This is a genomic window from Solibacillus ferritrahens, assembly GCF_037027585.1.
Taxonomy (GTDB): Bacteria; Bacillota; Bacilli; order Bacillales_A; family Planococcaceae; genus Solibacillus; species Solibacillus ferritrahens.
In genome coordinates this window covers 1-26915 of sequence record NZ_JAXCLE010000026.1, presented here as the reverse complement: position 1 = coordinate 26915, position 26915 = coordinate 1, and the positions used below count along the sequence as shown (strand labels likewise).

Below are 26915 nucleotides of genomic sequence, written 5' to 3'. Positions count from 1 at the left end.
AATTTGCTAGACTCACAATTATTCGCAATGCAATTATATTATTACTTTTCATCCTCAAAGAATAAAAAATATACCTTTTACGAATAACGCAAAAGGTATTTTTAAAAATTGCCAAACAGAATATAGTTCTTTTTTATATTATCAATTTTTTTTAAAATTACAAGTGATCAATTCCAGAAAACTTCCTATAATCCTAATTCAAAAATTGCCGCCTGAAGTTTATTATAATTTTTCACTAATGCTTTTTGATCGACTGTTAAGCGTTCGTAAGCCGTTTTTGCTGAGTTTGCTCTTGAGGCATAAGTTCTTAATGTTGCATCCAACTCATCAATTTGTTTTATGACGCGTTGCGCTGCCTTTAAATCTCTTTCAGCTTGCTGAAGGTTCGAATAGTTCAATACTTGTCGCTTTGATCCAGCAGGAAGAGCTTTATATGCTGCTAATGCATTTGTTACATCTGTTTCGAAGTTACTTGAAGAAGAATTTAATGACGCAATGATTGTCGTCACTTTTTGGACTTCTGTCATATCAAGTACGGACTGCTGTAACTTATAATAGTTTGTAACCTTTAGTTTTTCTTCTTCCGATAGTCTGTCATACGCCAGCTTAGCGGCCTCCATATTTCCTTGGAAGTACTTATCATTCGGCTTTAATCCTTCAATTAATGTGTAAACATGAATAACATTTGATAAATTTGAATACTGGTCCATGTTAGTGACATATTGCTTTTGTTTGTCATCCAATTTTTTCAATGCATTATTTACCGTATTAAATTGACGGCTTAAATCATTTCTTGGATTGCTTAGACCGTCGATAGCCTTAATCGCCGCTTCAATTGGCTTAATATACTTTTCTTGCTCTTTTAATTCCGATTCTAAAGTAACACCTTTTTTGTTTGCAGAGTTTAACGATTTAAAGGCTTCGCGTGCTTCTTTTACTTTTGAGATAAACTCATTTGGTGATACGGTATTTAACGCACGAATCATCGCGTCTACTCTGGCGCCGCCTTCAACGTTCAATTCATGCTCTTGCAATGTTGCCAAATTCGAAATTTGGGCTGCCAAATTCACTGGTAATGCATTAAATAAAGCTCTTGCAGCCTGAGTTTCTTCAACAAATGTTTTGCTTGAAGGTTTAATCGAGTTAATAGCATTCATTACTTTAAATATTGAAGTGAAATCGCCTAAAAACTTCTCGGTATTTAAAAGCAATGCACGCTCTGACATAGACAATTTTTCATACGCTTTACCAATCGCATTATATTTTGATATAAAGGTACGCGCATTAGATGGGTCTAAAGCTAAAATATCGGCATCTAATTTTAATACAGGCTTCACTGTACGTTCGCGAGTTGTTAAATCTTTATAGTTCATAACGAGCTTTTGATCTGATTTTGATAAACTATCATAACTATTTCGTGCATCGATTAACTTTTGAATATAGTTTTCTGCTGTTGGAATCGCGATCTCGATTAATGCCATGACTTCTTTTGCACTTGAAACACCAGATTCAGCCGTTGCGAGTTTTGTAATATTATGCACTAATCCCTGCTCTGTCGTTGATAGCACTGAGTATTCTCCACGTATTGCAGCTACATCTGTTTCATATGTTTTAGAGCCTACACGTAATTTTTCAATGCGGGCAATCAAATCAGCTGCTTTTAAAATATTTTTCAACTTTGAATCATAGTTAAATACATCTCTCTTTTGCTTGTCGGTTAAACGGTCATAAGCTTTTTGAGCAGCCGAAACCTTATTTGAGTATGAGCGATCTGTGTGAACAGGAAGTTTGTTAATTTGCTCAATTACTCGTAGTGACGCTTTATAATCGCGCTCTAGGTCTGTTAGCTGCTTTGCATTACTTACATTGCGTTTTGTTGTCGAATCAAGCCCCTTATACAAAGCAGATACTTCTGCTAAATCTGTTATAAACCCTTCCCCAGACTTCGTTTGCAAAGCATCAATTCTTTGCTCAATTATAGAAGCAGATGTGACTACCGCTTGGAATTTTGTTAATTTATAGCCATAGTCTGTATGAAGTTTTGCTTTAATAATATCTAAATTCGTTGATGGATTTGTAAGTTCTGTATATCCTCTCAATAATTCATCGAACTTATTTTTAGCAGTTGATAACTTTTCTTTGAAATCCTTTGCCGTTGGACGAATTACATCGATTTCTTGCATTAATTTTGCGATTGGTAATAACTCTTCTAGTTTTGCATAGTTGTAGACAACTGCTTTCATCGGCTCTGTTAATTTACTGTAAGACGTTTCAACTGTAGTTGTTTTACGGGCAAAATCTTTGGCTTTTACATCAATTGCATCTATTGCTTTAATTGTATCTAGGGCAGCTTTGTTCGCTCGCTCTAAATCATTTAATATTTTCACATTTTTTACTAAGCGTTTACCATTTGATGATAAAGAATTATACGTTTCGCGTGTTATAACAATTTGTTGTAAATCAATAGAAGTCGCATTTTTTAATGTTAAAATATCGGCATCCATTTTAACTGCTAATGCTTGCTCATCTTGTAGTGCTTGTAAGTATGTCTTCAAAAATCCGTGAAGCTTTTCGATATTTTGTGCATCATTTGATGGAATTGCACTTTTAAATGTATCCCATCCGTTCAATGCATTTTGTGCTGTAATTAAATCATCCGCATATGTTGCACTTGTTACTTTTAATTTTGCTACTTGATCAGCAATATTGGCAATTGGCATTAACGCTTCGAGACGTGCTCGGTTTGTGATAAGCTTTTGTTCGTTTGTTTCAGGTTCTCCTTCTCCTGCTTTAACTTTCATATATGAAGATTCAGCTGAACGCACTTTCGTTACAAAGCCTGTTACACTCGATAACTTCTTCGTATCCGCTAAATTCTTATCATCCAGATTCACGAGGACATCTGTTTTAATTCCATCAATTAATTTTATAACGTTTGCTGCAGTTGAAGAAGATTTTTCCCATGAATTGAGTAATTCCAATGCTTCCTTTAATACATATTTGCGATTTCCAAATAAATCGTTGTATGCTTTTCGTGCTTCAGCTACTTTCATTCCTGCATTTGCTATATTAATTCCCGTAATTTGCGCTTCTACCCCAGTTGCATTATCTACTGCACTTTTCATTTCTTCTAATTTTAAAGCATTTGTTACAAACGTTTTTTCAATAGTATTTAACTTTACATAACTTTCCCAAATAGTATGTATATCTTCGCGGAATTTCTCAGAGTTTGGTGTAAGTTTCGTTAATTTTGTAATATCAGTTACAATATTTAGTGCTTTATTGTAACTTTCCATTGCATCGTAATTGGTAACAAGCGCTTTTTGTAAGTCCGACAATTTTCCATATTCCGTAACAATCGCCGTTACTTTTGAATTAAATGTTGTCGAAGTTGGTGGATTTACTTTAATATCCTCTATTTTATCTTCTACAGATTTGGCTTTTGTAATATCTAATTCTGCATCCTTAATAAACTGCTCGATTCCTACAGTGTCTTTTACTATTTGAATTTTTAAGGTTTCTTTAAATATATCTGTATCCGGTATTTCACTAAATGCTTTTCGTGCAACTTCAACAGCGCTCACATACGTATCCTTAATTATAATGTTTGCTTGTGAAGCAATTATTATTGGCGTAATTGAATCCTTGATAAAAGTATCGATCTTTTCTACATCTTCTTTTTTATCATCTAATTTCCCAATCAATTCTTGAGTAACAAATTGTTCAATAAATTTGTCCTCTCCATTACCATCGTAATATTTAAGGGTAGAAAGAAAATCAGTAGAAGTAATCCCAGCTCCAGAGGCTGCCGTACTTAAATCTATTGATAATTCACTAAATTTATCCTTTAAGTCTTGAAGTTCTACTAAAGCTTGATTTGTATCTGCAACTAAATTCTTGTTTGTCGTTGTTAATTTTCCTACTAAATTAGATAAAGATACGGCGTCTTTTCTAGCTACTATATAACCTTCTAAATACTTAATTTTTGAATCAATTAATTTAACATTAGAATCACCTAAAATAGTTCTTTCATTATCAGACATCGTATTAAATTTAGTTCTCTCCGCTTTAATAACCTGTTCAATCTGTTCAATATTTTCACTTGGCAATCCTTCATTCGATTCCTTAAAACTATTTAATAAACCTTCTGCAGTAATGGAAGCTACTACATTAAATGGTGTTGAAGTTTCACTTGCCTGTACTTCCCCAGTTTGCGCGACGATTGCCGGTGTGATTAGTAGACCTGCCATTAATCCCACTTTTAAATTTTTCTTCATCGTGTAATCCCTTCCTTCTCAGGTATTTCTCCGATACTTGTTCATAATCCTAGTTTAACTATCGGCAAATTTTCACATTTTTTTAGTTAATATAGCTGGAAATAGGGGTTAAGAGAAGGGACTTTCGGTACCGAATTATGAGGATGATATTATATTCGACACTTAATTTGCTTTATTCGCCAATGGATGTCACTTAATAGTCAACTTTACTTACATATTAGTCAATCTGATCTCCTTAATCGCCACTCCACATGCTATATTCGACAATTTAACATTTAATCGACAATTTAAAATTTTATTCGTCACCTTCTAGAACATAATCGCCAATTTAAAGCAGATAAGCACTTATAAACAAAAAAATCACCTATTCAATTAAGAATAGGTGATCCTTCTTTATAATGCGTCTGTATATAATTGGCCTTCTGGTAAATAATCAGACATGCCAATTTCTTCAAGACCATTTTTGATTTTCATCGTATAGCCGTATCGGTTAACCGATAAATAATTAGCTTTTGAAATAATCATTTCTTCAAATAATGGTAATTGTGAAGGATCCACATCTTTCCAATATTTGTACGAGTTAATTAAATCCTCAAGTGTTAAATGCTGATAATCGTCACCTGCAAATTCGCCTTTTGCATTTACCCGATACCAAATATCACCGTTTGCACGGATCCATTTATTTTTCTCGATTTGTAAAGCACGGCTAACTGCTGTTGCAGCTTCTAAATATTTTACATCTTGGAATTCCTGATAAGCTAATAGTAAAATATTCATTCCACCAAGTAAATGGTTCATGGAAGCATGTGTTGTTACTTGCTGATTAACCGGGAAGTAATCCGAAATATAATAAGCATCATTAGCAATATTTATTACATGACCTGCTGCTTTACGAGATGCTAAAAGGTCAGCGTAATTGCGTAACGGTTCTTTATAGTTAGGAATATTAAACTCTGCACCAGAATTATAATAGAATAACGCAATTTGCTCATTGAAGCGAGTATCGATAAATGGTGCCGTTATATCGTATAAATTTTTCAAATACGTACTTGTTACTTCTGTTTTCCAATAAGGTGCATCGCCTTTAAATTTATCTAAGCTAATGAACGAGTTTTTCACTACGTTTGCAAAATAACGATCGCCTTGCTCTTTAAATAATACGAGCGCTCGATCCTCTTTTACTAGTAATAGATTACGTCCAAAACCTTGATATGATTTTGGCATTGGCTCTGTTGTTGTAGCCATTTTATTGAACGGGCCTTCTGCAGTATACCAGCTATTACGCTTTTTATAGTTTAGGGCTGTTTCAAGCATCCAGCCATTCATATTTTCATCTGTTTTAAATAATCGCTCATTTGAATCCATATACCACGTATCAACAATGTCATTTCCGTTTGATACTAATGTATAGAAGTTAAATAACTCTTCACCTAGCAACGCGTGTGAGTATGCCTCATACTCTGATTGCAGATCACGCATATAGCTCGTGCCGCCTGTATCTTTATAGCTTTGTGTCAATTGCTTTGAACGATAAGCTTGTCCAACCATACGATCTGTTGCGAGCTTTTCATTCGACATAATACGTAATAAACCTGTTGGGTACGATGATGAATCATAACCAAATACATCATTTATATTCTTTTCAATCGGGAAACGATCATATCGATATAATCGATAATTGGTTACATTCGACGCTTTATGGAACAAGTCTACTGTTAACTTTGAAGTCCCTTTGTTTGTTAATGTTGTAAATACAAAGTCATCCCCGTTTTCCAGCGCACGTACTGTTACCTTCACAGTCGCTCCTTGATTGCCGACAGCATAATTATAAATCGTATCTTTTGCAACACCGTATGTTTCAGTCGTTGTGCCTTTAAACGCAATCGGTGCTGTTGAACGTAGATATAGAGGATTTGTATCAGAAGTTACTTGCACAAAATTCATTTCTGTACGGTTGATTTTAAAGTTCTTTGAAACATCAGCAGCTTGTACTGTATATTCATTTTTAGTTATTTTATTTGTTGCAACTAGTGCGCGGTGAAGCATAACAGAAAATGTCACGCGGTTTACAGTTGCCTTCGGATCGAATGAACCGTCTTCACGGCCTGTAGTAATACCATGTTGGGCAAGGATTTTTACATTTTCACGATGTGATTCACTAATTTTGTTCCAGTCTTTGAATGTTAGAGTTGTTCCAGTATCTTTTAAGTCAAATGCCCTTACTAAAGTAGTGGCCATCTGTTCACGTGTTAACGCATCCGATACACCGAAGCGACCATCTGGTTTACCACCGAAAATTCCTGCATTATATGTAGAGAATACCCCTTGCAAAAAACTCGATTTATTACTAACATCCGAAAACTTATTTTGATATTTTGCGTCAGGAAGCTTTAGTGCGCCTTTAAAAAGGTTCGCAGCCTGACCACGGTTTATATTTAAGTTCGGTCGGAACTCTGCATCTGGATAACCGCCGATAACACCCATTTCAACAAGTTGCATTACTTCATTTTTTGCCCAAAAGCTATTCGGGACATCTGCAAGTTTTTGCTTAACCGTTAAATGAGAGCCTGTTTGTTGTTCTTTAACAGGTTGTTCTGTTGTATTGTCTTGCTCTGCCTCTGGTGTTAATTCAGTATCTTCGGAAGTACCCTGCTCTTCTTCCGTTATTTCTGTTTTTTCAGGTGTTGCTTCTGGCTGAGCCGGTGCTGTACTGTTCGATGGTTCAGCCTGTACTTCACCGGAATTTGATGTTGGATCTTTTTCAGCCGTCACTGTTCCCGGTTGCTCTACAGTATTTTCAACGGAACTTGTCGTTTGATTTGTAGTAGTTTGTGGAATTTGTACTGTTGGATTTTCAGCTTCGGCTGTTCCTTCTACGTTTGCAAAGGTTGCACCTGGTAATGCAGTAGAAAAAAATAACAGCGAGGCTAACAGTGCTGATTTTATTTTTGACATTAGAACGAATTCCCTCCTTTTTTTCAATAACGTTATAAATTATACCGAATTTTTCCTCTTATTTCATTGAAAAATACAACTTTTAATAGAATAGTAATATTTCATTTTAAGTGTAGCATGAAGGCTAATATAGTGCGATGGTAATAGTTGAATCGATTTCTATGATTTTCTTAGTTTGAACCATGCGGGACTAATTTCCGGGGGGAATTCTACTTAAGGAATATTGGTTCTACTTTCCACTAATTTTGTTTCTCCTTTTATCCATAAAAGTTCCATTTACAAACATAACTTCTACCTTTCGCGCAGAGTTTCTAATTCCCTCTACCCTAAATAATGTTTTCCAAAATATAAAATACACTTGAGTCTATTTTCTCTCAAGTGTATTTTTCAAAATCTATTCAACACTGATTACAGTTAATTCATCTGATGCAACATTGATAGCATTAAATAAAAATGTTGCCAATTGACCGCGCGTCAGTTTCATATTCGGGCTAAAAGTTGTTGCTGTCGTGCCTTTTGTAATCCCGTAATCTACTAAAGTTTGAATATATTGTTTTGTCGCTCCATCAGTCAATTTGTTGACATCCGTAAATTTCGTTTTTGTCTGAGTTGATTGATGCAGTTCAAAACCAATTGTTAACATCTTAGATAGCTGGGCACGTGTTAATGTCGCATTTGGCCTAAATTCATCGCCATATCCATTAACAATCCCAGCTTTTGTTAATGCAGTCACGGCTTGATAATATATGCTGGATGAAGGGACATCTTTAAACGTTCCATTCTTTTCGGTATTTTCTTGTAACCCCAGTGCATTTGCCAGAAACAAAGCCGCTTCTCCACGAGTTGCTGATTTTCCAGGTTCATAGGTAGTAGTCGACGTACCTGTAATAATCCCATCATTATATAATGATAAAATAGCTTTCGCATGCGAGTTTGAATCTTTTACATCAGTAAAGGGATTTACAGCCGCCGCTTCTACAGATAAATCATTTACCGGCAACATTGCAGTAACGAAGAGCGCTAAAATAATAAAGGAAGTATACAAAAGTTTTTTCATTACAATTAATTCCTTTCCATTAAGACATTAGCGCAATTATACAATACATTTTCCTGCAAATGTATATTTGTAATACTCATTACTACTAAATATAGACAGTCTTTATAAAGATATTTGTAAATTAAAAGTATCCACTAACGGATTGCCCGCTTCATCCTTTACTGCCTCTATACCTGCACCCTTTTTAATAAATACAGTCTCACCTGCTGTAAGGGGATCTGTGAGCGTGACTGTAACTTTATTGCCTGTTGTTGATGAAAGCACTGATGCAATGGAGAGTGGTGTTCCCGCAGCGTTTCCAATTACAAATGAATCGGTACCAAGCCCACTTACATTTTCGCTAAATGTCAGCTCAATTTCATTGGCAGATCGGAATGTTGCCGCATTTAACACTGGGCGAATATTTTCTTTTAAGTTCACTTCTGCTGTTAAGTTTTGTTGTGTTGCGATAGAATCCTTTGCTTTGACACCACCTGTAATAAGTAAATTACGTGGACCTGTTGCTGTTGTCTCATTAGGCGCTAATGTTAAAGTGACCGTATTTAATGCCCCGCTTGATACTTGAGCATGTGTTACTCTCGCATTTGGAATAGAATAATTGCTTGCTACAGCTGCAGTTGTCGCATCAAGCTCGTGATTAAACACTAACCTTACTTGATCGTTTGTTAATGACGGATCAGACGTTGATGTTGCGACGTCTGGTGTTTCAAGTACATTATTATTGTTTGCGTAATCCGTAGTACGTTGGAAGGATACAGCTTTATTTCCAACATTGACCCCGTACGCACTTTTTAATTCTGTAAAGGATAACGTCACATTATAAGTAGCATTATCTACATCGCCTGTCCCTAATAAATCATCTAACTTTACACGCAATACTGAACGATTATTATTGTCCCTATATGCAAGGTTTGTTGCTGTTCCGTTGAATGTATGTGTAACGCCACCTTTTACGTAGTTACCTGAAGCAGTTACACGTGATGCTGCAACTAAACTCACATCCTTAGTCAGTGTTATATCCAGATATTCAAAATTTCCATCCCGAGTAACCGTGGTAGCTGTTACTTCCGGTGCAGCATTATCAATTGTAAAGGAATGTGTATTGGCAAATGTATTCGTTTCTCCTGAGATATCCGTAATTGTTCTTCCAGGAGCTGTTCCAATATTGTATACACCATTCAAATCATTTGTCGCAGTAATCATAAATGAACGATTGTCACCCGACACTTCTTCAATAGCAGTAATCGGATTAACTGAAGTACCTAAGCGTAATTCTAAATCTGCAATTGCCGGCTTTTGTATACGCTCAGAAAATGTCAGCTTGAACGTTCTTGGTCCTGTTTGTGAAATGCTTGTAAGTGTCGGCTTTACACCATCTGCACCACCCATTGTAAAGCTTGTTGTTAATGGATTTGGTGAACTAAAGTTTCCTGCAATATCACGCAAACCTGCAAATGTTACAGTAATCGGAGTGTTAGCCGCTAATGGTTGACCGTTAGCAGTTGCATTTGATAAATCAAAATCTGCATACCAGTTTCCTGTTCCAATCTCTCCCATAATACCCGTTACATTCGTTCCGTTAGCCAGTCTAAATGTAATACTGCTGTTACTAAATGAACGTAGTGGTTCCGAGAATGTGACCCGAACCGTTTTTGCATCTCTATTGACCGTGCTTAACAATGTAGGTGCAACCGTATCTGTTCCGAAGTTGATTATTTGATCATACGGTGTAACCGATGTACCTGCTGAATTTTTCACATCTTTTACTTTTACGACATAGCGACCCGATAATGCTGCTATGCCATTTGTTGAAATCGTTAAGGTCCTGCCATCCTCACTTAATTGGCCCTGTGTAAATGATATCGGAGTTGAATTATCGACACCTGTTATAGTAATGTAGTTCGCTATTTGTGCTTGTGTTAAGTTTGCCGGAAGATTTACTCTTTGATTAAATTTTATTTCAACCTGACCGCCATTTAGCGCTTTGGCTGAAGCTACTTTCACTTCTGTCACGTTATATGTTACTTTTGCAGTATAATCTTTTCCATCAATTTTAAACGAGACTGTTGTTTCCTCATTTTCAGGGAGGTTATTTTCTAGCGTAACGTTATGCTCGGAATTGTCACTTAATGTTACTTTTAATGTGTTGGCACCTGTCACTTCAGCAGTTTTTACTGTAAGGTTTGCTTTGTAAGTTACAGTGGCTGTATATTTTTTTCCTCCAATATCAAAAGTAACGGATGTCTCCTTTCCTTCCTCTAGAGCCGTATCCAATTTCACTGTATGAACAGTATCATCTTCTAGTGTAACTCTTAATGTCGAGGCATCTACTACTTCAACCGCTTTGAAATTTGCTCCTGGTGCTTCCACCTGCAGTAATTTAAATAAGAATGAAGAAAATTGTCCACGCGTAGTGGAGCCTTTTGGATTAAAGTTTGGTACACCCGTCACATTATAGTAATCCAAAACTCTAATCGCTGAACGAGCCTCTGCTTTTGCCGCATTATAATCGACAACATCCTCTTTGAAATTTTGCTTTTGTACATGACCTACATAGTCAAAACCATTAATATTCGTATAGGCACGCACTAAAACAACGGCCATATTTTCACGTGTAATAGAGTCGTTTGGCAGTAAATTACCGTTACTTCCATTGAACACACCATTATCTTTTACTAATGCAGCATACTGTAAGAGTTCATCCTGTGATGTGCTGCGTAAATCGGTAAAACGCATATTTGTTTTATAATCCGTAGGTACCTTATACCCTTGCGATACTAAGTATTTCCCTAATAATTTCACTACATCTGATCTAGTTAATGTACGATTAGGCTTAAATGACCCGTCTGGATATCCTGAAATAATTCCTTGACTGACAAGGGATTCAATGGCTAATTCATGAGTATTTCCTGCTGTATCGGAAAAACTTGCTGCACTTACTGCGGGAACAATTGCTGAGGCAACTAAAGTGGCCGTTGCGGCTGATGCTACAAATTTCTTGTACTTATTCTTCATAGTAATTAACCTCCTAGTATTCTAACACAGTAAAATTACTGTTAATTTCATAAAACGCTTACAAAGTATGCGATTCCACTAATTGTTAGAAAATAAACTATTTTTAAATAAGTTAATCCGAAAGTATTATATGGTAGGAAAAAGAGCATATCTATTGAAATAGATATGCTCCAAATTTTAGAAGTTTATATTTTGAGGAACCGTAAACTTTACTGGTGAGAGAATTAGTTTATTATTCGACAGATCACTAATTGTTGATGTTGCAGTTTGCGTAACTTCTACTGTTTGATTTGCTGTTAAGGCCTGCGCTAGACGTATGGAAACCTGATTGCTTGACTGTCCTGTCATATACACTTGCGCTATTGGAGCTACAGTTCCATTTACTTTCACTTCAAACGAATTGTTTAATGCATTTTTCACTGCTTCATTAAATGTCAGTGTAATTGTATCAAAGCCAGAAACATTCGTATTTAAATATTGAGGTGCGATATTTTCTTTTAAATAAACAAGTACTGTTTGCGGATCCATCGCCACAATAGAATTTAAAGCCCGTAAGTTACTAACAGTTAAATTTGTCCCACGGTCATAAATAATATCGCCTTCTTTAAGTGTTAAATACACTTTATACGGCTCATTGTGATTGACGATTGCTCGCTGAATCGTTACCCCATCTAACGCATAGTTTTGAAGGTTTGAAGCTGATACACCATCCACATGTGTAGAAAATGTAAGGACAATAGTTTTATTGTCAATACTTGATCCCTGTCTTGCATTATACGCAGTTTCAACACTTAATAAAGAAAGTTTTTCTTCTGTTTGTGCAAAGTCCGCGCCTCGCGTAAAGTTCACTTGGTATGCAGGGTTTACCGCCTGCCCATACTCACTCATCACACCTGTAAATGTAGCGCCTACCGAATATGTGTAGCCTGCATTTGTTGTAACTCCTGTTAGCGTACTTAAACGTACACGGACAACTTTATCATTAGTAGTTGATTTTTCCAGCTGTCCTACTAAAGGCGCTGCGAGCGGATACGTATAGCCATTCAAAATATAGCTGCCTGTTAGATTGACTTGAGCGAAAGCCGCTGTCTCTACATTTCGGTCAAATACAAACTCCAAATATTCAATCCCTTTATCTTTTACTACATTTGTACTTACAATAGAAGGTACAGTCGTATCCGCTACAAAATTATATGCTGTTGAAAATACGTTCACTTCACCAGATAAATCTGTAATGTTACGTCCAGGTGTAGTCGAAATTGTCGTATAGCCATTTAAAGAACCATTCGTCGTTACAATAAATGATTTCGGATCTTCTTTATCTAAAACGATACTTGAAATCCCTGGTGAGTAAGTATTCTGGGCAATTGAAATATCTGCTGGTACGATTGTGCGAACTTCCTCTGAGAATGTTAACTTAAACTTTTTCGCTCCAAGTTGTGTAACATTCACTAAATTTGGTACAACACCGTCTTTATCCCCTTTTGTAATGTACGTTGTTAAAGGGTTTGGCGACGACAAATTATTCGCAATATCAACAATTGTTCCAAATGTAACCGTAATTGAAGTACCAGGCGCCAACAGCTGGCCACGAGCTGTAGCTGCAGATAAATCATAAATAACTTCCGTTGCATTTTTTTCAATTGTTCCCTGAATTCCGGAAACAACCGAACCATCTGCTAATTTAAATTGTGTAATACCAATCGGATTTGTAACCGGCTCTGTAAAAATTACTTTTACCTTAGTAGCAGCTACATTTTCTACTTTTAATACTGCAGGAGCTGTTTTATCCGCTACAAACGTCGCAATATCATCATATTTACTCAGCTTTTTCGCTGTTGCAGACTCTATCCCATCCACTACTACACGATAGCGACCTTCAAGCCCTGTCGTCGCATTAATTGTCACAGTTAATGTACGTTTGTCTTCACTTAACTGTCCTTTTAATAATTGAACTTGTCCAAGTCGGTCAACGCCTGTTACTGCAACAAGCTTATTAATAGCCGCTGTATTTAACTCCGCATCCAGCTTCACCGGCTGATTAAACGCTATCGCGATTTGCCCGCCATTCGGATTTGTAACAGAAGATATTTTTAAATCAGGTACCTCAAATTTCACTTTTGCTGTAAAGCTTTGTTCCCCAACTTCAAATGTTACTTCAGTTTCAATATTTTCTACTAATGGTGTTTTTAACGTTACAATATAAGCTTTATCATCCGATAATACAACACGCAGCTTATCGGCTGCCTGCACTTCTACTGTCTTAATCGTTAATACAGGCTTTTCCGGCTCTGGCTGAGGTACTTCCACTAACAACATATTATATAGGAAGGAAGCAAATTGCCCGCGCTTTGTTGGATCTTTCGGATTAAACGTTGATTGTTTCGTCACACCATGATAAGCAAGCGTTTTAATCGATTCCTGATGCTCATCTGATGTACGTGTTAAATCACTAATATTTGATCTATATTCTGAATCAATCATTGGTTTTACATAGTCATATTCATTAATAACTTTAAAAGCACGCACTAAAACAGTCGCCATTTGGTCACGACGCAATTGATCACGATGCATAAGCGCACCATTACTACCCTGGAATACACCTACATCCTTTACTAATGCAGCATATTGCAGCAATTCATCCTGAGAATTTGCTGTTAAATCGGTAAAACGCATTTTCGTTTTATAATCAGTTGGAACCTTATGTCCTAAAGATACCAAATATTTACCTAAAAGCTTCACAACATCCGAGCGTGTTAGATTTTGATTCGGCTTGAATGTCCCATCCGGATAACCACCAATAATCCCTTGTTCTGCCAATGAGGTAATCGCATTTTCATGTCCACTGCCTTTAATATCTGTAAATGAAGCTGCACTAGCTACTGGAACAATTGCAGTGGATGCTAGTACAACAGCTGTTGCAGATGCTAGAAATCTAGTATTTTTTTTCATATGTAACTCCTCCAATTTAATTTAGTTTATAGTTTTATATATGTAGTAACTTTATTTGATTATGACTAACTTCACTTATTACTAGATTTGAATTGTCCAAATAAACAGTTCGATCTTTGTCGATTAAAGCAAACTCTACCACAACGACTTCTTCATATTTCCAATTTTTAAACAGTGATATTACTTCTTTACAATGAATTTCTAGCACATTCATTTTTGTTTGAAAATAACCTTGAACTTCCAGTAACAGCCCATTTATTTTCAATTGACTAAAAAAATGCATACTAATCCCTCCATAGTAAATATTGTATAGAATTATACTATATTTTACAAATTTTCTCACATAAAAAAAGCTCCCTCTATTAAAAATAGAGGGAGCCGAAAATCGAAACTGCTAATATTACTTAGCTTTTACTTCGATGTTTAATTTTTGAGCGTTAGCGCGTGCGCCTTTATCTGTAACAGATGCGTTACCGATAACTTTTACAGCTACAGTATCTACTAATGAGAAGTTTACTGGAGCAGAAAGAGTTACACGTAATGTGTTGTCTTTGCCTGCTACTACAGCAGCATTAGATAATGCTACAGTTGAAGCTTCACCATCAACGATTAATGAGAAGTCAGAAGCGAAAGTACCGCCAAATTGAACTGCTTCATTATAAGTTAATTCAATTGTTTGGTTATCGATAATTACTGCAGAAGTTAATTCTGGAGCTTTAGTATCTTGTACAGCAATTGTTTCCTCATAAGCTTTAACAGTTTTTGTACCTGCTAAGTTTTGAACATTAGATACTTTCATAACAGCTGTGTTGTTATCAGCAGTAATTGTACCTTCAGCTAATTTGATTGTCGCTACTTTATTGTCAGCAGAGATAGTAATAGTAGCACCAGTTAATGCTTTACCGTCTAATGTGTAGTTAGCTAAATCAGTTGCAGAACCTGCTACTGCGCCACCTTTAACTGCTTCTGGGAAAGTAACTTTAATTGTGTCAGCAGAAGTTGTATCAAATGCACCTGCAGCCATTTTAAATTCAGTTGAAGTTTTAGCAGTACCGAAGTCAAATGTCATATTGAATGCTTCTGATTTGTTAGCAGCTAATGCTAAGTCTGTTACTAAATCTTTGTTGAATGTTACAGCTAATTTACCTTCAACTAATACTGGAGCAGCAAACTTGAATGATACTTTCTTAGAACCCTTTTCAACTGAACCAGTTAAAGTGTCTAATGTAGAATCTACTTTACCTTCAGCGTTAACAACAGTTGCGATTGTACCGAAGTTAATAGCAGATTTAGCAGCTAATGCTTCGTTGAATTCTACAACGATTTCTTCTACTTTACCGTTTTCATCAACAATGATGTCATAGCCAGTAGCAACTGGTTTAACAGCGTCTTTTGTTAATGTTACAGATTTTGTAGTAGCAGCAAACTTGTTGCCTAAAGCATCAGTCATTGTACCACCTAATACTACAGTGAATGTACGAGAGTCTTTGTTAGCAAAAACTGCGTTGTCTTTTAATTCTACTAAGAATTGTTTGTTGTCAGATTTTTCTACAACTGTTGCAGTATCACTTGTTACAGCACCTAGTAATTCATCTTTAACAATACCGTTAACTAATGCAGCTTTTACAGAATCAACGTTCATTGCTTTGTCGAAAGTTACTAAAATAGCGTTGTCGCCAGCAGCTTCAATTGTTGCTGTTGGTGCTACAGTATCTACAGTTACTTCAAATGCTTTTGAAGCTTTAACTGATTTGTTACCAGCAGTATCTACTACATTAAATAATTCAACAGTGTGAGCTTTACCAGCTTCAACAGTAACGCCTTCTAAAGTAACAGTTTTACCTTCTACTTTAATTTTATCAGCAGCTACATTTGTACCATTAATTTTTGCAGAACCGATTGTTGCTTTTTCAGATAAAGTAACTACTACAGTTTCAGTAGCTTTACCTTTTGTTACAGCTTTAACTGAAACGATTGATGGAGCAACTTCATCTTTGTAAGTTACTACAGAAACGAATTTAGCAGTTTTTACTAAACGATCTTTAGCAGTACGGATTGGTTCAACTACTACAGCAGCATCTTTAACGTTGATTGCTGAATCTGAGTTTAATGTTAAAGTTTTGCCATCTTCAGATAAAGAAGCTGTATCTAAAGTTGTACCTTGGATCGATACTTTGTTGTTAATATCAGTTTTTAATACTGCTTCGCTGAATTTAACTTCTACAGTTACGCCGTCAACAATGTTAACTGACATTACTTTTGGAGCTTCAACTTTGAATGTTACTGTAGCAGTATATTCTTTACCGTCAATAGTGAAAGTTACTTCAGTTGCTTCGTTAGCTTCTAAAGCTTTTTCTAAAGTTACTACATGAGTAGAATCATCAGATAAAGTTACATTTAAAGTTTTTGTATCTACAGCTACTACTTCTTTAACAGTTAACTCAACAGAAGTGTTGATTGTTTTGTTTAAGAATGAAGCGAATTGACCGCGAGTTACAGTGTTTTTTGGGTTGAAGTTTTCAACTACAGAAATACCTAAGTCACGTAAAGCTTGGATTGCTTCACGAGCTTCTGCTTTAGCAGTAGCTAAGTCAGCAACTTTAACGTCTTCGATTTTAGTAGCTAATTCTACTAAAGTAGTGTCGTTGATTGCTTTGAAAGCACGGTCTAAAACTAAAGCCATGTTTTCACGAGTGATTTTGCCTGAAGCATTTAATGCACCGTTAGAACCGTTGAATACGCCAGTATCAGCTACTAATGCAGCATACTTTACTAATTCTTGGTCTTTAGCATCTACAGCTACGTCAGTGAAACGAGCTTTAGTAGCGAAGTCAGCTGGGATTTCAATACCTTGATTTTCTACCCATTTACCTAACATTTTAACAACATGGCCACGAGTTAATTCTTGACCTGGCTTGAATGTGCCATCTTCAAATCCTTTAATGATACCTGCTTCAACTAATGCTTCAATGTTTACAGCATGTGAGTTAGTGTCAGCAACGTCCTTGAATGATGCAGCAGAAGCTACAGGAACGATTGCAGATGCTACTAGAGTAGCTGTAGCAGCAGCTGCTACGAATTTTGTATATTTCTTTGGTTGGTTAGCCATAGAATGATTTCCTCCAATAAAAACAATTTTTTATCATTTTAAAAATGTTGTCTCGTATATTACGATAACAATTTTAAGTATATTAGTAAGTTTTTTTTATGTCAATGCTATTTTACTAAATATCAACAATTCCTAATAAACATTGGAAAAACAAGGTCTAATATTTATAACTTGCGAGTAATATTATTTACCATTAATTATTTCTTGTGGTAATAATTAGTTTCTTAGTATAATTATATAAAATATTCAATTTATATAATTATGTCATTTTTTTGATTTCCTTTAAAGGGGTTAATTGGGAAAATTAGTCCCTCCTTACTTTATTATTGAGAATTTGAATCACAAAAAAGCTGTCTCTATAAAATTAGAGACAGCTTTGATATTCACTAAACTTTATTAACTTTTATTTTCTTATTGTAAAATAAATATGCCCCACCAAATAAACTAAATACTAAAGCTAACACAATTACTATTAAGCTCCACGATGCAGCTTTCTCTTCCACTTCCATCCCTAAACTTTCTTCCCCAGTGGCAGCTGTGGCAATGAGCGGTTCTTCTTTTTTATCCAGCTCAGTTCCCTCTACAATTTGTTCCTCTGCGATTAAGCTTTGCAAAAGTGGTAATGTATTTTCATAAACTTGATACTTTTTCATATCCATTAAGTCTAAACTTGAAATAGTATCGATATATACCCATTTCATTTCGGATTTAAATGGAAGGCGTTTGAACACGACATAACCTTTCTGCAATTGTTTACCTGCAATTAATGCATTTTCGTTTGCTTCTGTTACTGCTACATCTAAAGGCATTTGATAATCTGCAAAACCAAGTGCATCATAGCCATTTCCCAACTGCTCAACACTTAATAACTGGCGGTAAATATAAGTGTCATCTACTACCTCATCACCCTCTAAAGGAAATTGGTACATTGTCTCATTAAAAAATCTATCTTCAGCAGAAGCCAATGCATTGAATTCCTCCGCATTAATTGTGGTGCCATAAAAATCTCGAATTACATTCTCGATTTGCAAACGATCAATATATTGCATATTTTCCTGTGGAGAATATGCGCTATCTGTAGTTAGCGCGCTTAATTCATAGCCTGGCAAACCACGCTGCACTCCCTGTTCTACATTCTTCACCATTGTATATGCATTACGGGAAACTGCTTTTTCGTAAGGCATTTCAAGGAAAACTGATTGGGCAAGCTTTATTTTCAGTTTTTCCATTTCTCCGGGTAGCATTTCGGCCTTTTTCACTGAGCTAACATTTGATGCTAAATTCAACAACTCATTTTTGGCACGATTTAAATCAAACGAAAACTTATCCGAAAGCGATGCTGATTTATAATCATCACTGTAGATTACCTTTGCACCCTTGGCCCTTTCGTACTTCGCAAAAAGTTCTTCATACTCTTTTTCTGAAACTTCCTTTGTTTTACCACCATTTGATAAACTAAATTTTTCTAAATAAACCGTTTCATCATACTCATTCTTTTTTTCTCCGCCGTAGTAATTTTTTGAAGTTACTTGTTCATGTGTAAAGGTAAGTTCTGAAAGTTTTCCATTACTTGATTGCACGATAAAATAGTTGTTCAAATATGTATTGGCTACTATTTCATAGGAATCTTCCCCATCACTTACTTCATAATAATCCGTTTTTGCCTGATCATTTAATTCGGATAATGTAAATTTCTTTTCGGAATTTGTCTGTGTATGATGGAATAAATAATAATCTGTCGTATCTTTTAACACGGTTAAACCATGTTTTAAGTTTTTTTGATATATGACTGTATCGCCACTATATATCTTTTCAATATATTGTCCTTTTGTAGGATCCGCATCAACAATGATATATAAATCTTCTATACCATCTTGCGTGAAATCATTCACTAATGCATAAACGAGATGCTCTGTCTCCTCGAGCAATTTATAATATATCGAATACACGGGGAGTAAGTCTTCTGCAAATGGTTTAATAGATTCATTACGAACCCAGCCAAGTCGACCATTATATTCAACTTTCGACCAGCTATCCTCTTGGCGTATTAGCTTCACTCGAGCTCCCTGCTTCAATACCGCAACTTTCATGCCGTCCGGATTTGCTGTAGCTGTCATGTTGGACCCTTGCTCAGCAGAAATAATAGCATACACTTCCTCTGCAAATACATCACCTGCAAACCCGATCACACCGAATAAAACTATAATAAATAGCATAAAGCTCTTTTTCATTAAAATTTACCACTCATTCCTTTAATATCCTTACCACATAATTTTAGCAAAAATAAAGTTAATAAATGTGGATAATTTATGTTTATTTGTAAGTTTGGGAAGTTTTTTATTCTTGGTATATATTTTCAAAATACACATATTAATTCATTTTCTTAACTTAAAAGACTTATAATTGATTTAGTCATCTATTAGACTGTAAATATATGTGTAAATCCCTTTAAATTGGGGTACTTATCATATGTTATAAAAATTATTGAGGTGAATTTATGTACGAATTCAAATTTTGGCAGCAGCTTTCTCACCCCTCGCAATTAATACATAACCTTGAAAGTAGCGAAAGCCATCATCTTAAAGGGTATTTAAAAAGTGTTTGGGCAATTTTTGGCTTTACGTTACTTTTTTTTATTGCACGTAACCTTTGGGGGATGAATACAGCCGATTTAACCGCGTTACTTGTAAATGGTGAAGGGCATTTATATAGTTTTGCCCGTATGATGTCTTTAATCGGATCTATTTTAGCAGGCATTTTATTTTTTGTTTTCCATTATTACGTCATTACATATGTAATTTACTTACTCACAAAAATTCCTTATCGCTGGATTCAAAAGATTCAGCTTTATGCGTTACTTTTCATAGTCCTTGAGAAAACACTGACAATCATCGTTTTTGCAATTGCTGGTTTTTCTACACCATTTACATTGTTCTCATTGGCTCCGATGATGGCATACGTGTATTATCAAGACTATTTATTATTTTTTCTAAACCAATTAACAATAGCAACAATTATTACAGTATGGATTCAATACATATTTTTATCTAATTGGGTCGAGCGTCCAAAAGCTTTACTTATAAAATTAATATTGATTCAAGTTATTGTTGCCTTGCTTGTCGCATTATCTAGCATTCTTCCTGTCTTAACTTGGATTGAAGGGTGGCTTGGTCAATAATGCTTATTACAAAAAAAGTAAAGTTCTTTAGTATACTCGCCATGTTCTTTGTAGTGGTGAACGGCTATTTACTATTAAAGGACAACGATATTATTTTAAAGAAATACTATATTAATAATGTGCAATTTGCAGTAGCAGAAAATCATGAAAAAGTTTTTGAAACCGATGCAGTAGTATCTTCTAAGTATGAGCATTTCATTGCAGCGCCTGTGCAGTCCATTAACGAAGTGCTTGTTGCAGAAGGGCAAAGCATTAGCGCCCTGAGCGAACTAGCAATTTATAAGCCGGAAGAAGCCGAACGTGAAGTAACACGCCTGCAAACTGACCGGGAAGCCTATGCAAATGAATTAGCTGAATTAGAAAGGATTGTTTCCGATTTACAGTATGAAGGCAGTAGTTCAACGCCAAGTACTGCAACAGATTCAACAACACTAGGGGATAATGAAAACTGGAATATTAATCTAACGCTGGAGCTTGGCATTGAGCAAAATACACCAACTGCAGAAGGCATCGCGATTATCCAGCGCTCCATTGCAGAAACCGAACGCCAGCTAAGTATATTGGATAGTATGATTTCACAATTAAGCAGTAATAACTCTCTTACCTCTCCAGTTGACGGTGTTGTCAAAGAGATTGTACTCGAAGGCGATTCCATTACTTTTAAAATTCAGTCACAAGAAAAGAAAGTTGTAGCCTATGTAACATATAAAGACTGGCAGGAAATAGAAATAGGTCAATCTGCTACAATTTCATTTGGTGAAAAAGATGAATATAGTGTTGAGGGCAATGTATTGGAAAAGCAGCAAATTCCGGCACGTAATTCCATTGCCTTTAATGAAATATTAAAAAAGAAAAAAATCAATCGTGATGAAACGGTTTATGAAGTAAGTATTGAACCTACAGATATGTTGTTGGAAAAGCCAATCGGAACTCTAGCTAAAGCTAAAATTACAACAGTAGAAGCAAATGATAGTTTCCAAGTAAGGGATCATTGGCTTGTCCAATATAAGGAGGGCAATGAAGAAAATCTGATTTATGCAGTTGGGGACGATGGAAAAACTAAACTAGAGCCTGTCAATGTTGCCTTTAAGCATAAAGCAGAGATCAAGCAAACGGAATTTATGTATGAAGAATCGGTTGAAGAAAATGCTGAAGAGACGAAAATACCAGCTGAACCTCGTATTCAGACGGTTCAACTAAAAAATCCAGATGAAAAAGAAGAGAAACCTTCTAAGCGTGATTTGGAAGATACAGCCGTCTTCACAGCACCTATTGCCACAACTCAGATTTTTATAGATGGAGATGAAAAAAACCTATTAGCTCCAACATTCAGACCATATCCATTACAGACATTTGACTGGGACTATGTAGATGTCACATGGAGGGAAACTTTATGGTATTTAATGAAATAACTGGTGTTTGAGAATAAAATGCGCGGGTAAAGTCAGAAATAACACTGATTCTCCCGCTCTTTTTCAAAAGCGCATTCACTAAGATAATCCGAAATAAAAAGGAGTAGAAACGGATGAAAAAAAGAATGACAAAAACTTTCCTTGCTGCCACATTCTTCGCTTCTGCGTTATTCATAGCTAGCGATGATGCTTCGGCCAAAAAAACATTTTATGATGTAGATAATAGCCGTAATTCCCACACAGAAGCTATTCAATATTTAAATAATCTAAACGTTTATGACTATAAATCCGGCAATCAATTTAATTTCAGCCGACCGGTTTCTCGAGCAGAAGCATCTAAAATTCTTCATACAATATTGTCAAATGATTCAAGTTTATCTATTCCGAAAGTACGCTCTTATAATAGTCAGTTAAAAGATTTGAGAAATTCAACTACTTTCTCAAAGGAGATTATTTGGGCATATGAAGCTGGTATTTTTGATGGAGATGAGTACGGTAACTTCAATCCGGATCAGGCTGTCAAACGCTCACATCTTTCTAAAATTTTAGTAGAAAGCTTCAAATTAAAAGCAAAAGATACTCATAGCTTTAGAGATGTTTCAAAATCAAGCTGGTATTATGATTATGTTAATATTTTGGCAAGTCACGGGATTACAACAGGCGATGAGTCCAATCGTTTTTTACCGAATAATAATGTAACTAGTGCGCAAATGGCTACTTTTTTATATCGTACACTAAACTATAAAAATACTGGACAAGTAGGAGGAAACACGCCTCCCCCACCAGCTGCTGAAAAACCAGATACTGCTACAACAACTTACAATAGCGAATATGACTTTGCCTGGAAACAGACCGGCAAAAATTTAGAGTTCGAGTTAGAAGGTGTTGATAACAATAAAATAGTGGCACGCTATATGACTAAAGAGGGAAAAAGCTTTTTCGGTGCCCAAAATTTTAAAATTGGTACCGCTACTGCTGCACAGGTAAAGGCGAAGTACGGAACGAAAAATGCATCAGTTCGCCGTGGAAACGTTAACTATAATACCGCATCGTCCGAGGAATATAATTTCTATTTGATTGATGATTATTACGTTACATTTTTCTACGATTTGCATAAAAAGAATGTGATTCGTTCGATTTTATATGTACACAAAGATTACGAAGTGAAAAAGGATGGCTTCTATGGAAATATTTCGGATACACAAAAACATTCCGAGCAATTAATGGTCGAACTCATGAACCAAGCACGTGCTGCTGAAGGTGTTCAACCATTAACACATTCACCTCAATGGGCTGCCATCGCTCGAAAGCATAGTAAAGATATGATTGATAACAACTATTTCTCTCATACGAGTCTTTCAGGTGCATCTCCTTATGACCGCATGATCAGCGGTGGGATGAGCAAAGCAGAGCTTAGAACATGGGGTGAAAATATTTCCTATGGTCACTATAATGTAATTTATGCACATGAAGGCTTTATGAATAGTAAAGGACATCGTGACAACCTCCTACAATCGCGCTTCAACCATGCCATTGTAGGATTAGAGTATAGTAGTCAGAAAGCACCTTATTTTACAATTAATTTTTATTAGATAACAGAAAAACACATTTCGCTTTTAAGGCGAAATGTGTTTCATTGTTTTAAACGGTCATATTCTGTTTCAATACCGAGGGAATTATTCCAACCACCAGTCAAATTGCTCATACCAATTTAATATATTTTCATCATGAGCATACATTATTTTCTCTAACGGAAAAAACTCTTCATGAATTTCACGCATTAATAACTTTATATCGATTTTGTTGTTAGAGTGATAATACAATTCAGTTAATGCTAAAAGAATATGTTTATATTCATCATATAAAGGAATTGTATAGAGGGCTATATCAAGATAATCTGCTGGCTTTATTCGTGGTAATCTTGACCATAGTTCAATTATTAATGGATTAATAATATCCTTTTCATATGGAATTGAATTTCTCAAGTAACTGGTTGTTTTATGAAATACATAATTATAAAGCTGGGCAGCCTCATCATTTCTCTCCTTAGCTACTAACCATTCAGAAGCCATAGCCCCAACCATATATAAATGGATTATTTGTTTATACTTTTTATTTGATGCATGATCTGCTATTCCCCATCCCTCTGAAATGTGATTTATCCGATTCACTGCGAGTTTAAAACTTTCCAATGGTTTATCCTGTTGCGCTAATATTCCTGCTGAAAGCCATAAAAATTGATAATCATCTAAATCCTTTTGAAGATTATAAGACCAAAAGATTTCATTGTTCTCGATAACTGTTAAGTATGCTTCCCAAATCTTCTCACTATTTTTAGAATCATGTACCTCAAAGTGCAGCAGCATTCCCGCTAAAAGAGCAGTATGTGTTTGTTTACTAATAAAAAAATTAATCGAATCATTTAAATGGTTTGAAAGGTGCCCTACACACGCCTTCCTTATATTTGCATAATTTTCCTGTTGAGGAAGGGCGTCTATTTGAATATTGCATAGCGTGATTTGTACAACTTCTGTTATTAATTCATTATTTATAACAGATAACTCTTCTAATAATTGCTTAATATTAATTTCATCCTCAGTCTCAAAATAATAATAGACTAATTCTGTTGCGAGAAGTTTTATTTCTTCTTTACTTTGCTTATTTATTTTTAATTGGCCGTAAACATCAAGTAATTTCCAGTCTTCTGAAATCATTTAAATCCTCCAAGGAAAAATAGTCTTTATCAAATGAACGGTAACAAATCTTTATCTTGGAATTTTTCACCTTCATCATTTCTGTTTTATAATAATTTAAAATAATTTTATTTTGTCCTCATAAATTAAATGCTTATACGTATCAAATAATTTCACGTTTACCCCTTTTACTATGTATGGTAATTTAATAAGCATTTTATTTTTTAGTATCTTCCTTTTTATTTGAAATCCTTGACCAGAAATTCGAATATCTGAAATTTCAATCTCCCCACCTATAATACTTTTACCAATTCTTTCGTAAAATGAGGCAATAATTGAGGCTTCTTTTGGAACCCCTATTATTTTTACCATCCTCAAGTAAGGATTTGGTAGCGCCAATATCATTGCACCGATGTACTCTTTATAAGTAGATAAATCAAAACCAAGGTATTTCTTAGTTAAAGTATCCACCTTAAAAATGTCTTGCTCATTTAATTGATTTAATATCATTTGTTTGTCATCAAAAGAGGCACATATCCGAAATGCAACAGATCTTTTCGGTAATATATATTCCAAAGGCATACTTGGAAATAGTGTGACTTTTGTTAAAATAGGTTTTACTTTTTCAATTGAATTTATCGTTACATTATCCATTGCATTACTTAGAGCTCTTTGTGATATTTTAGGATTAAGAAAATAATTCAACCCCTCTTCTGGGGTTTTTCTAAATTCTCTACATAGATAAAGTGTTCGATGTTGATCAAGCTTAATATATACAAAAGGTACTCTTTCCCCATATTTTCTTCTTGATTCAATCGGAAGTGAGTATTGCTGCTCAATTGGGCAAAGTTCTACAATAGAGAAGATATTATAGTATTTATCTTCTATTCGATGATGCATCCATAGTGTCGTTATTTCTGTTCTTGAAAATTCTTGGATTAACGATTTTAAATCTAAATTCATAACAATCCTCCCTTATATTTATAGTATTTAATTTGCGCCATTGCATTATATTAGCATCTTTTTACCTATTTATATTAAATGTCCACTATAATTGACTTTTTTATAATTCATAAAAAAAGTAGCATCTCACACCCATGTTAATGGATATAAATACTACTTTTTAAGAGCTATTTTTTTGTTATATGAAAGGCAATCTCTAAGTTTCTGTCCGTCTTTTTTTCAACATGAAAATTTAATTGTTCTAAAAGTGCAATACATTGTTTTTGTTTATTACCCATATTGAAATATCCTAAATATGTTATAACCTTTTCTAAATCTTCCGTAGACTGCTTTTTATTCGTAGTTACTTCAAGAACTTCACGAAAATATATACGCATCGTTTGGTAGTACATATCGTTTTGCAACACTTCGGCCATATCCTCATACTCTAAGAAATATTTTTCAGCCACCGGAAAATTAGATTCTAGTATATTTTTATTAATAATATTCAAAAGAAGCATTGCGTATTCATTGCGATATCTTCTTAATATACGGAAGTTCGTAATTATGCTTTTACTACGTTTAAACACAATATCGATTAAATCTTGTGAGAAGTAATTAATTGAATTGGAAAATAACATAATTTCATAATATCCCCATGAATCACAATTTAATAAATAATTACTTAATTGTTCGAAATCTTTGGATGGGGATTCGTTTTTTAGTATACGCAGCATATTTTCCACCATAATTTTATAATGGTAATACTTGATATTATTTGTTTTCTCATACTCTTTGCTTAATTTATTAATTAACAATATTAATCCTTCGATATCTTTTTTGTAATATACAGAAGCGATATCGGTAAACAAATGAAATTCAACACTTTCTTTTTGTGTATGAATTACATAAAATTCATCTAGTGAAATATTTAAACGATCCAATAAGATGAAAAACTTACTTACTGTTGTATCGCTATCACCTTTTTCAAAATTACTGCGGGCCTGACGGGATAAAAGTCCCGTATATAGTGATTGAGAAGAAATTTTTTTATCTAGTCTTAATTGTTTAATTGTCTTGCCGATACTATTGATTTCCATCTCTTTCTACACCCCTTTCCCACAAATTTACATTTCATTATAACATTATGATTTAATATTTTTAAAATTATTAAACACACTGATTGTAAATATATTTGAAAGGATATGTAGAACATAATATGAATCGTATAATCAATAAATTTGTGATTGTTTCTGATAATTCCAAGGCTGTACAATCCTCATTAAGTACTAGAAAAGCGGCATTTCACTTAATGTGAAATGCCG

General features: G+C 34.9%; 14 protein-coding genes. 3 read left to right on the top strand and 11 right to left on the bottom strand.

All coding sequences use genetic code 11. The features are described 5' to 3' along the window. Positions 1–185: 185 nt before the first annotated feature. From SNE38_RS17530 to SNE38_RS17495, 8 genes are all read right to left on the bottom strand, one after another. On the bottom strand, positions 186–4277 hold the full coding sequence (locus SNE38_RS17530; RefSeq protein WP_336047011.1) for a hypothetical protein: 4092 nt from the start codon (positions 4275–4277) through the stop codon (positions 186–188). 393 nt (positions 4278–4670) lie between these two features. Further along, complete coding sequence (locus tag SNE38_RS17525) at positions 4671–7232, bottom strand: S-layer homology domain-containing protein (protein ID WP_191702088.1); 2562 nt, start codon at positions 7230–7232, stop codon at positions 4671–4673. Between the two features lie 394 nt (positions 7233–7626). Further along, a complete protein-coding gene (locus tag SNE38_RS17520; RefSeq protein ID WP_336047010.1) occupies positions 7627–8289 on the bottom strand; it encodes an S-layer homology domain-containing protein in 663 nt (220 codons plus the stop codon). A gap of 102 nt (positions 8290–8391) precedes the next feature. Continuing rightward, positions 8392–11304, bottom strand: coding sequence for an S-layer homology domain-containing protein (locus SNE38_RS17515; protein WP_336047009.1), 2913 nt, complete (start codon positions 11302–11304; stop codon positions 8392–8394). Positions 11305–11481: 177 nt separating this feature from the next. Further along, positions 11482–14256, bottom strand: a complete 2775-nt coding sequence (locus tag SNE38_RS17510) for an S-layer homology domain-containing protein (RefSeq protein ID WP_336047008.1) — start codon at positions 14254–14256, stop codon at positions 11482–11484. Positions 14257–14290: 34 nt separating this feature from the next. Beyond that, a complete protein-coding gene (locus tag SNE38_RS17505) occupies positions 14291–14539 on the bottom strand; it encodes a hypothetical protein (protein ID WP_191702084.1) in 249 nt (82 codons plus the stop codon). A 117-nt stretch (positions 14540–14656) separates the two neighbouring features. Beyond that, positions 14657–17365, bottom strand: a complete 2709-nt coding sequence (locus tag SNE38_RS17500) for an S-layer homology domain-containing protein (protein ID WP_191702083.1) — start codon at positions 17363–17365, stop codon at positions 14657–14659. 386 nt (positions 17366–17751) lie between these two features. Continuing rightward, positions 17752–19596 (bottom strand): SH3 domain-containing protein, encoded by a 1845-nt coding sequence (locus SNE38_RS17495; RefSeq protein ID WP_191705523.1) that lies wholly within the window; start codon positions 19594–19596, stop codon positions 17752–17754. A gap of 266 nt (positions 19597–19862) precedes the next feature. Between SNE38_RS17495 and SNE38_RS17490 the strand changes: the two genes are divergently transcribed. The 3 genes from SNE38_RS17490 to SNE38_RS17480 all read left to right on the top strand — a co-directional run bounded on the left by SNE38_RS17490 (position 19863) and on the right by SNE38_RS17480 (position 23547). Continuing rightward, positions 19863–20543 carry an amino acid transporter gene (locus tag SNE38_RS17490; protein ID WP_336047004.1) on the top strand — a complete coding sequence of 227 codons (681 nt, stop codon included), beginning with the start codon at positions 19863–19865 and terminating at the stop codon, positions 20541–20543. Continuing rightward, positions 20543–21955: an efflux RND transporter periplasmic adaptor subunit gene (locus SNE38_RS17485; protein ID WP_336047002.1), complete on the top strand. Its 1413-nt coding sequence runs from the start codon at positions 20543–20545 to the stop codon at positions 21953–21955. The genes SNE38_RS17490 and SNE38_RS17485 overlap by 1 nt, the downstream gene beginning before the upstream one ends. 113 nt (positions 21956–22068) lie before the next feature. Next, positions 22069–23547 carry an S-layer homology domain-containing protein gene (locus SNE38_RS17480; RefSeq protein WP_191705526.1) on the top strand — a complete coding sequence of 493 codons (1479 nt, stop codon included), beginning with the start codon at positions 22069–22071 and terminating at the stop codon, positions 23545–23547. Positions 23548–23631: 84 nt separating this feature from the next. Here SNE38_RS17480 and SNE38_RS17475 read toward each other — a convergent pair whose 3' ends face one another. The 3 genes from SNE38_RS17475 to SNE38_RS17465 all read right to left on the bottom strand — a co-directional run bounded on the left by SNE38_RS17475 (position 23632) and on the right by SNE38_RS17465 (position 26690). Continuing rightward, positions 23632–24669 carry a hypothetical protein gene (locus SNE38_RS17475; protein ID WP_336047000.1) on the bottom strand — a complete coding sequence of 346 codons (1038 nt, stop codon included), beginning with the start codon at positions 24667–24669 and terminating at the stop codon, positions 23632–23634. Positions 24670–24765: 96 nt separating this feature from the next. After that, on the bottom strand, positions 24766–25611 hold the full coding sequence (locus SNE38_RS17470) for a hypothetical protein (protein ID WP_191705528.1): 846 nt from the start codon (positions 25609–25611) through the stop codon (positions 24766–24768). 167 nt (positions 25612–25778) lie between these two features. Further along, entirely contained in the window at positions 25779–26690 is a 912-nt protein-coding gene (locus SNE38_RS17465) for an Rgg/GadR/MutR family transcriptional regulator (RefSeq protein WP_191705529.1), read from the bottom strand. Between the last annotated feature and the right edge of the window lie 225 nt (positions 26691–26915).

Bases quoted from the DNA above. Each gene is read 5' to 3' on its own strand.
- SNE38_RS17490 (WP_336047004.1), top strand. From the start codon at position 19,863: ATGTACGAATTCAAATTTTGGCAGCAGCTTTCTCACCCCTCGCAATTA.
- SNE38_RS17470 (WP_191705528.1), bottom strand. From the start codon at position 25,611: ATGAATTTAGATTTAAAATCGTTAATCCAAGAATTTTCAAGAACAGAA.
- SNE38_RS17465 (WP_191705529.1), bottom strand. From the start codon at position 26,690: ATGGAAATCAATAGTATCGGCAAGACAATTAAACAATTAAGACTAGAT.
- SNE38_RS17500 (WP_191702083.1), bottom strand. From the start codon at position 17,365: ATGGCTAACCAACCAAAGAAATATACAAAATTCGTAGCAGCTGCTGCT.
- SNE38_RS17515 (WP_336047009.1), bottom strand. From the start codon at position 11,304: ATGAAGAATAAGTACAAGAAATTTGTAGCATCAGCCGCAACGGCCACT.
- SNE38_RS17480 (WP_191705526.1), top strand. From the start codon at position 22,069: ATGAAAAAAAGAATGACAAAAACTTTCCTTGCTGCCACATTCTTCGCT.
- SNE38_RS17485 (WP_336047002.1), top strand. From the start codon at position 20,543: ATGCTTATTACAAAAAAAGTAAAGTTCTTTAGTATACTCGCCATGTTC.
- SNE38_RS17495 (WP_191705523.1), bottom strand. From the start codon at position 19,596: ATGAAAAAGAGCTTTATGCTATTTATTATAGTTTTATTCGGTGTGATC.
- SNE38_RS17475 (WP_336047000.1), bottom strand. From the start codon at position 24,669: ATGATTTCAGAAGACTGGAAATTACTTGATGTTTACGGCCAATTAAAA.
- SNE38_RS17520 (WP_336047010.1), bottom strand. From the start codon at position 8,289: ATGAAAAAACTTTTGTATACTTCCTTTATTATTTTAGCGCTCTTCGTT.
- SNE38_RS17530 (WP_336047011.1), bottom strand. From the start codon at position 4,277: ATGAAGAAAAATTTAAAAGTGGGATTAATGGCAGGTCTACTAATCACA.
- SNE38_RS17525 (WP_191702088.1), bottom strand. From the start codon at position 7,232: ATGTCAAAAATAAAATCAGCACTGTTAGCCTCGCTGTTATTTTTTTCT.
- SNE38_RS17510 (WP_336047008.1), bottom strand. From the start codon at position 14,256: ATGAAAAAAAATACTAGATTTCTAGCATCTGCAACAGCTGTTGTACTA.
- SNE38_RS17505 (WP_191702084.1), bottom strand. From the start codon at position 14,539: ATGCATTTTTTTAGTCAATTGAAAATAAATGGGCTGTTACTGGAAGTT.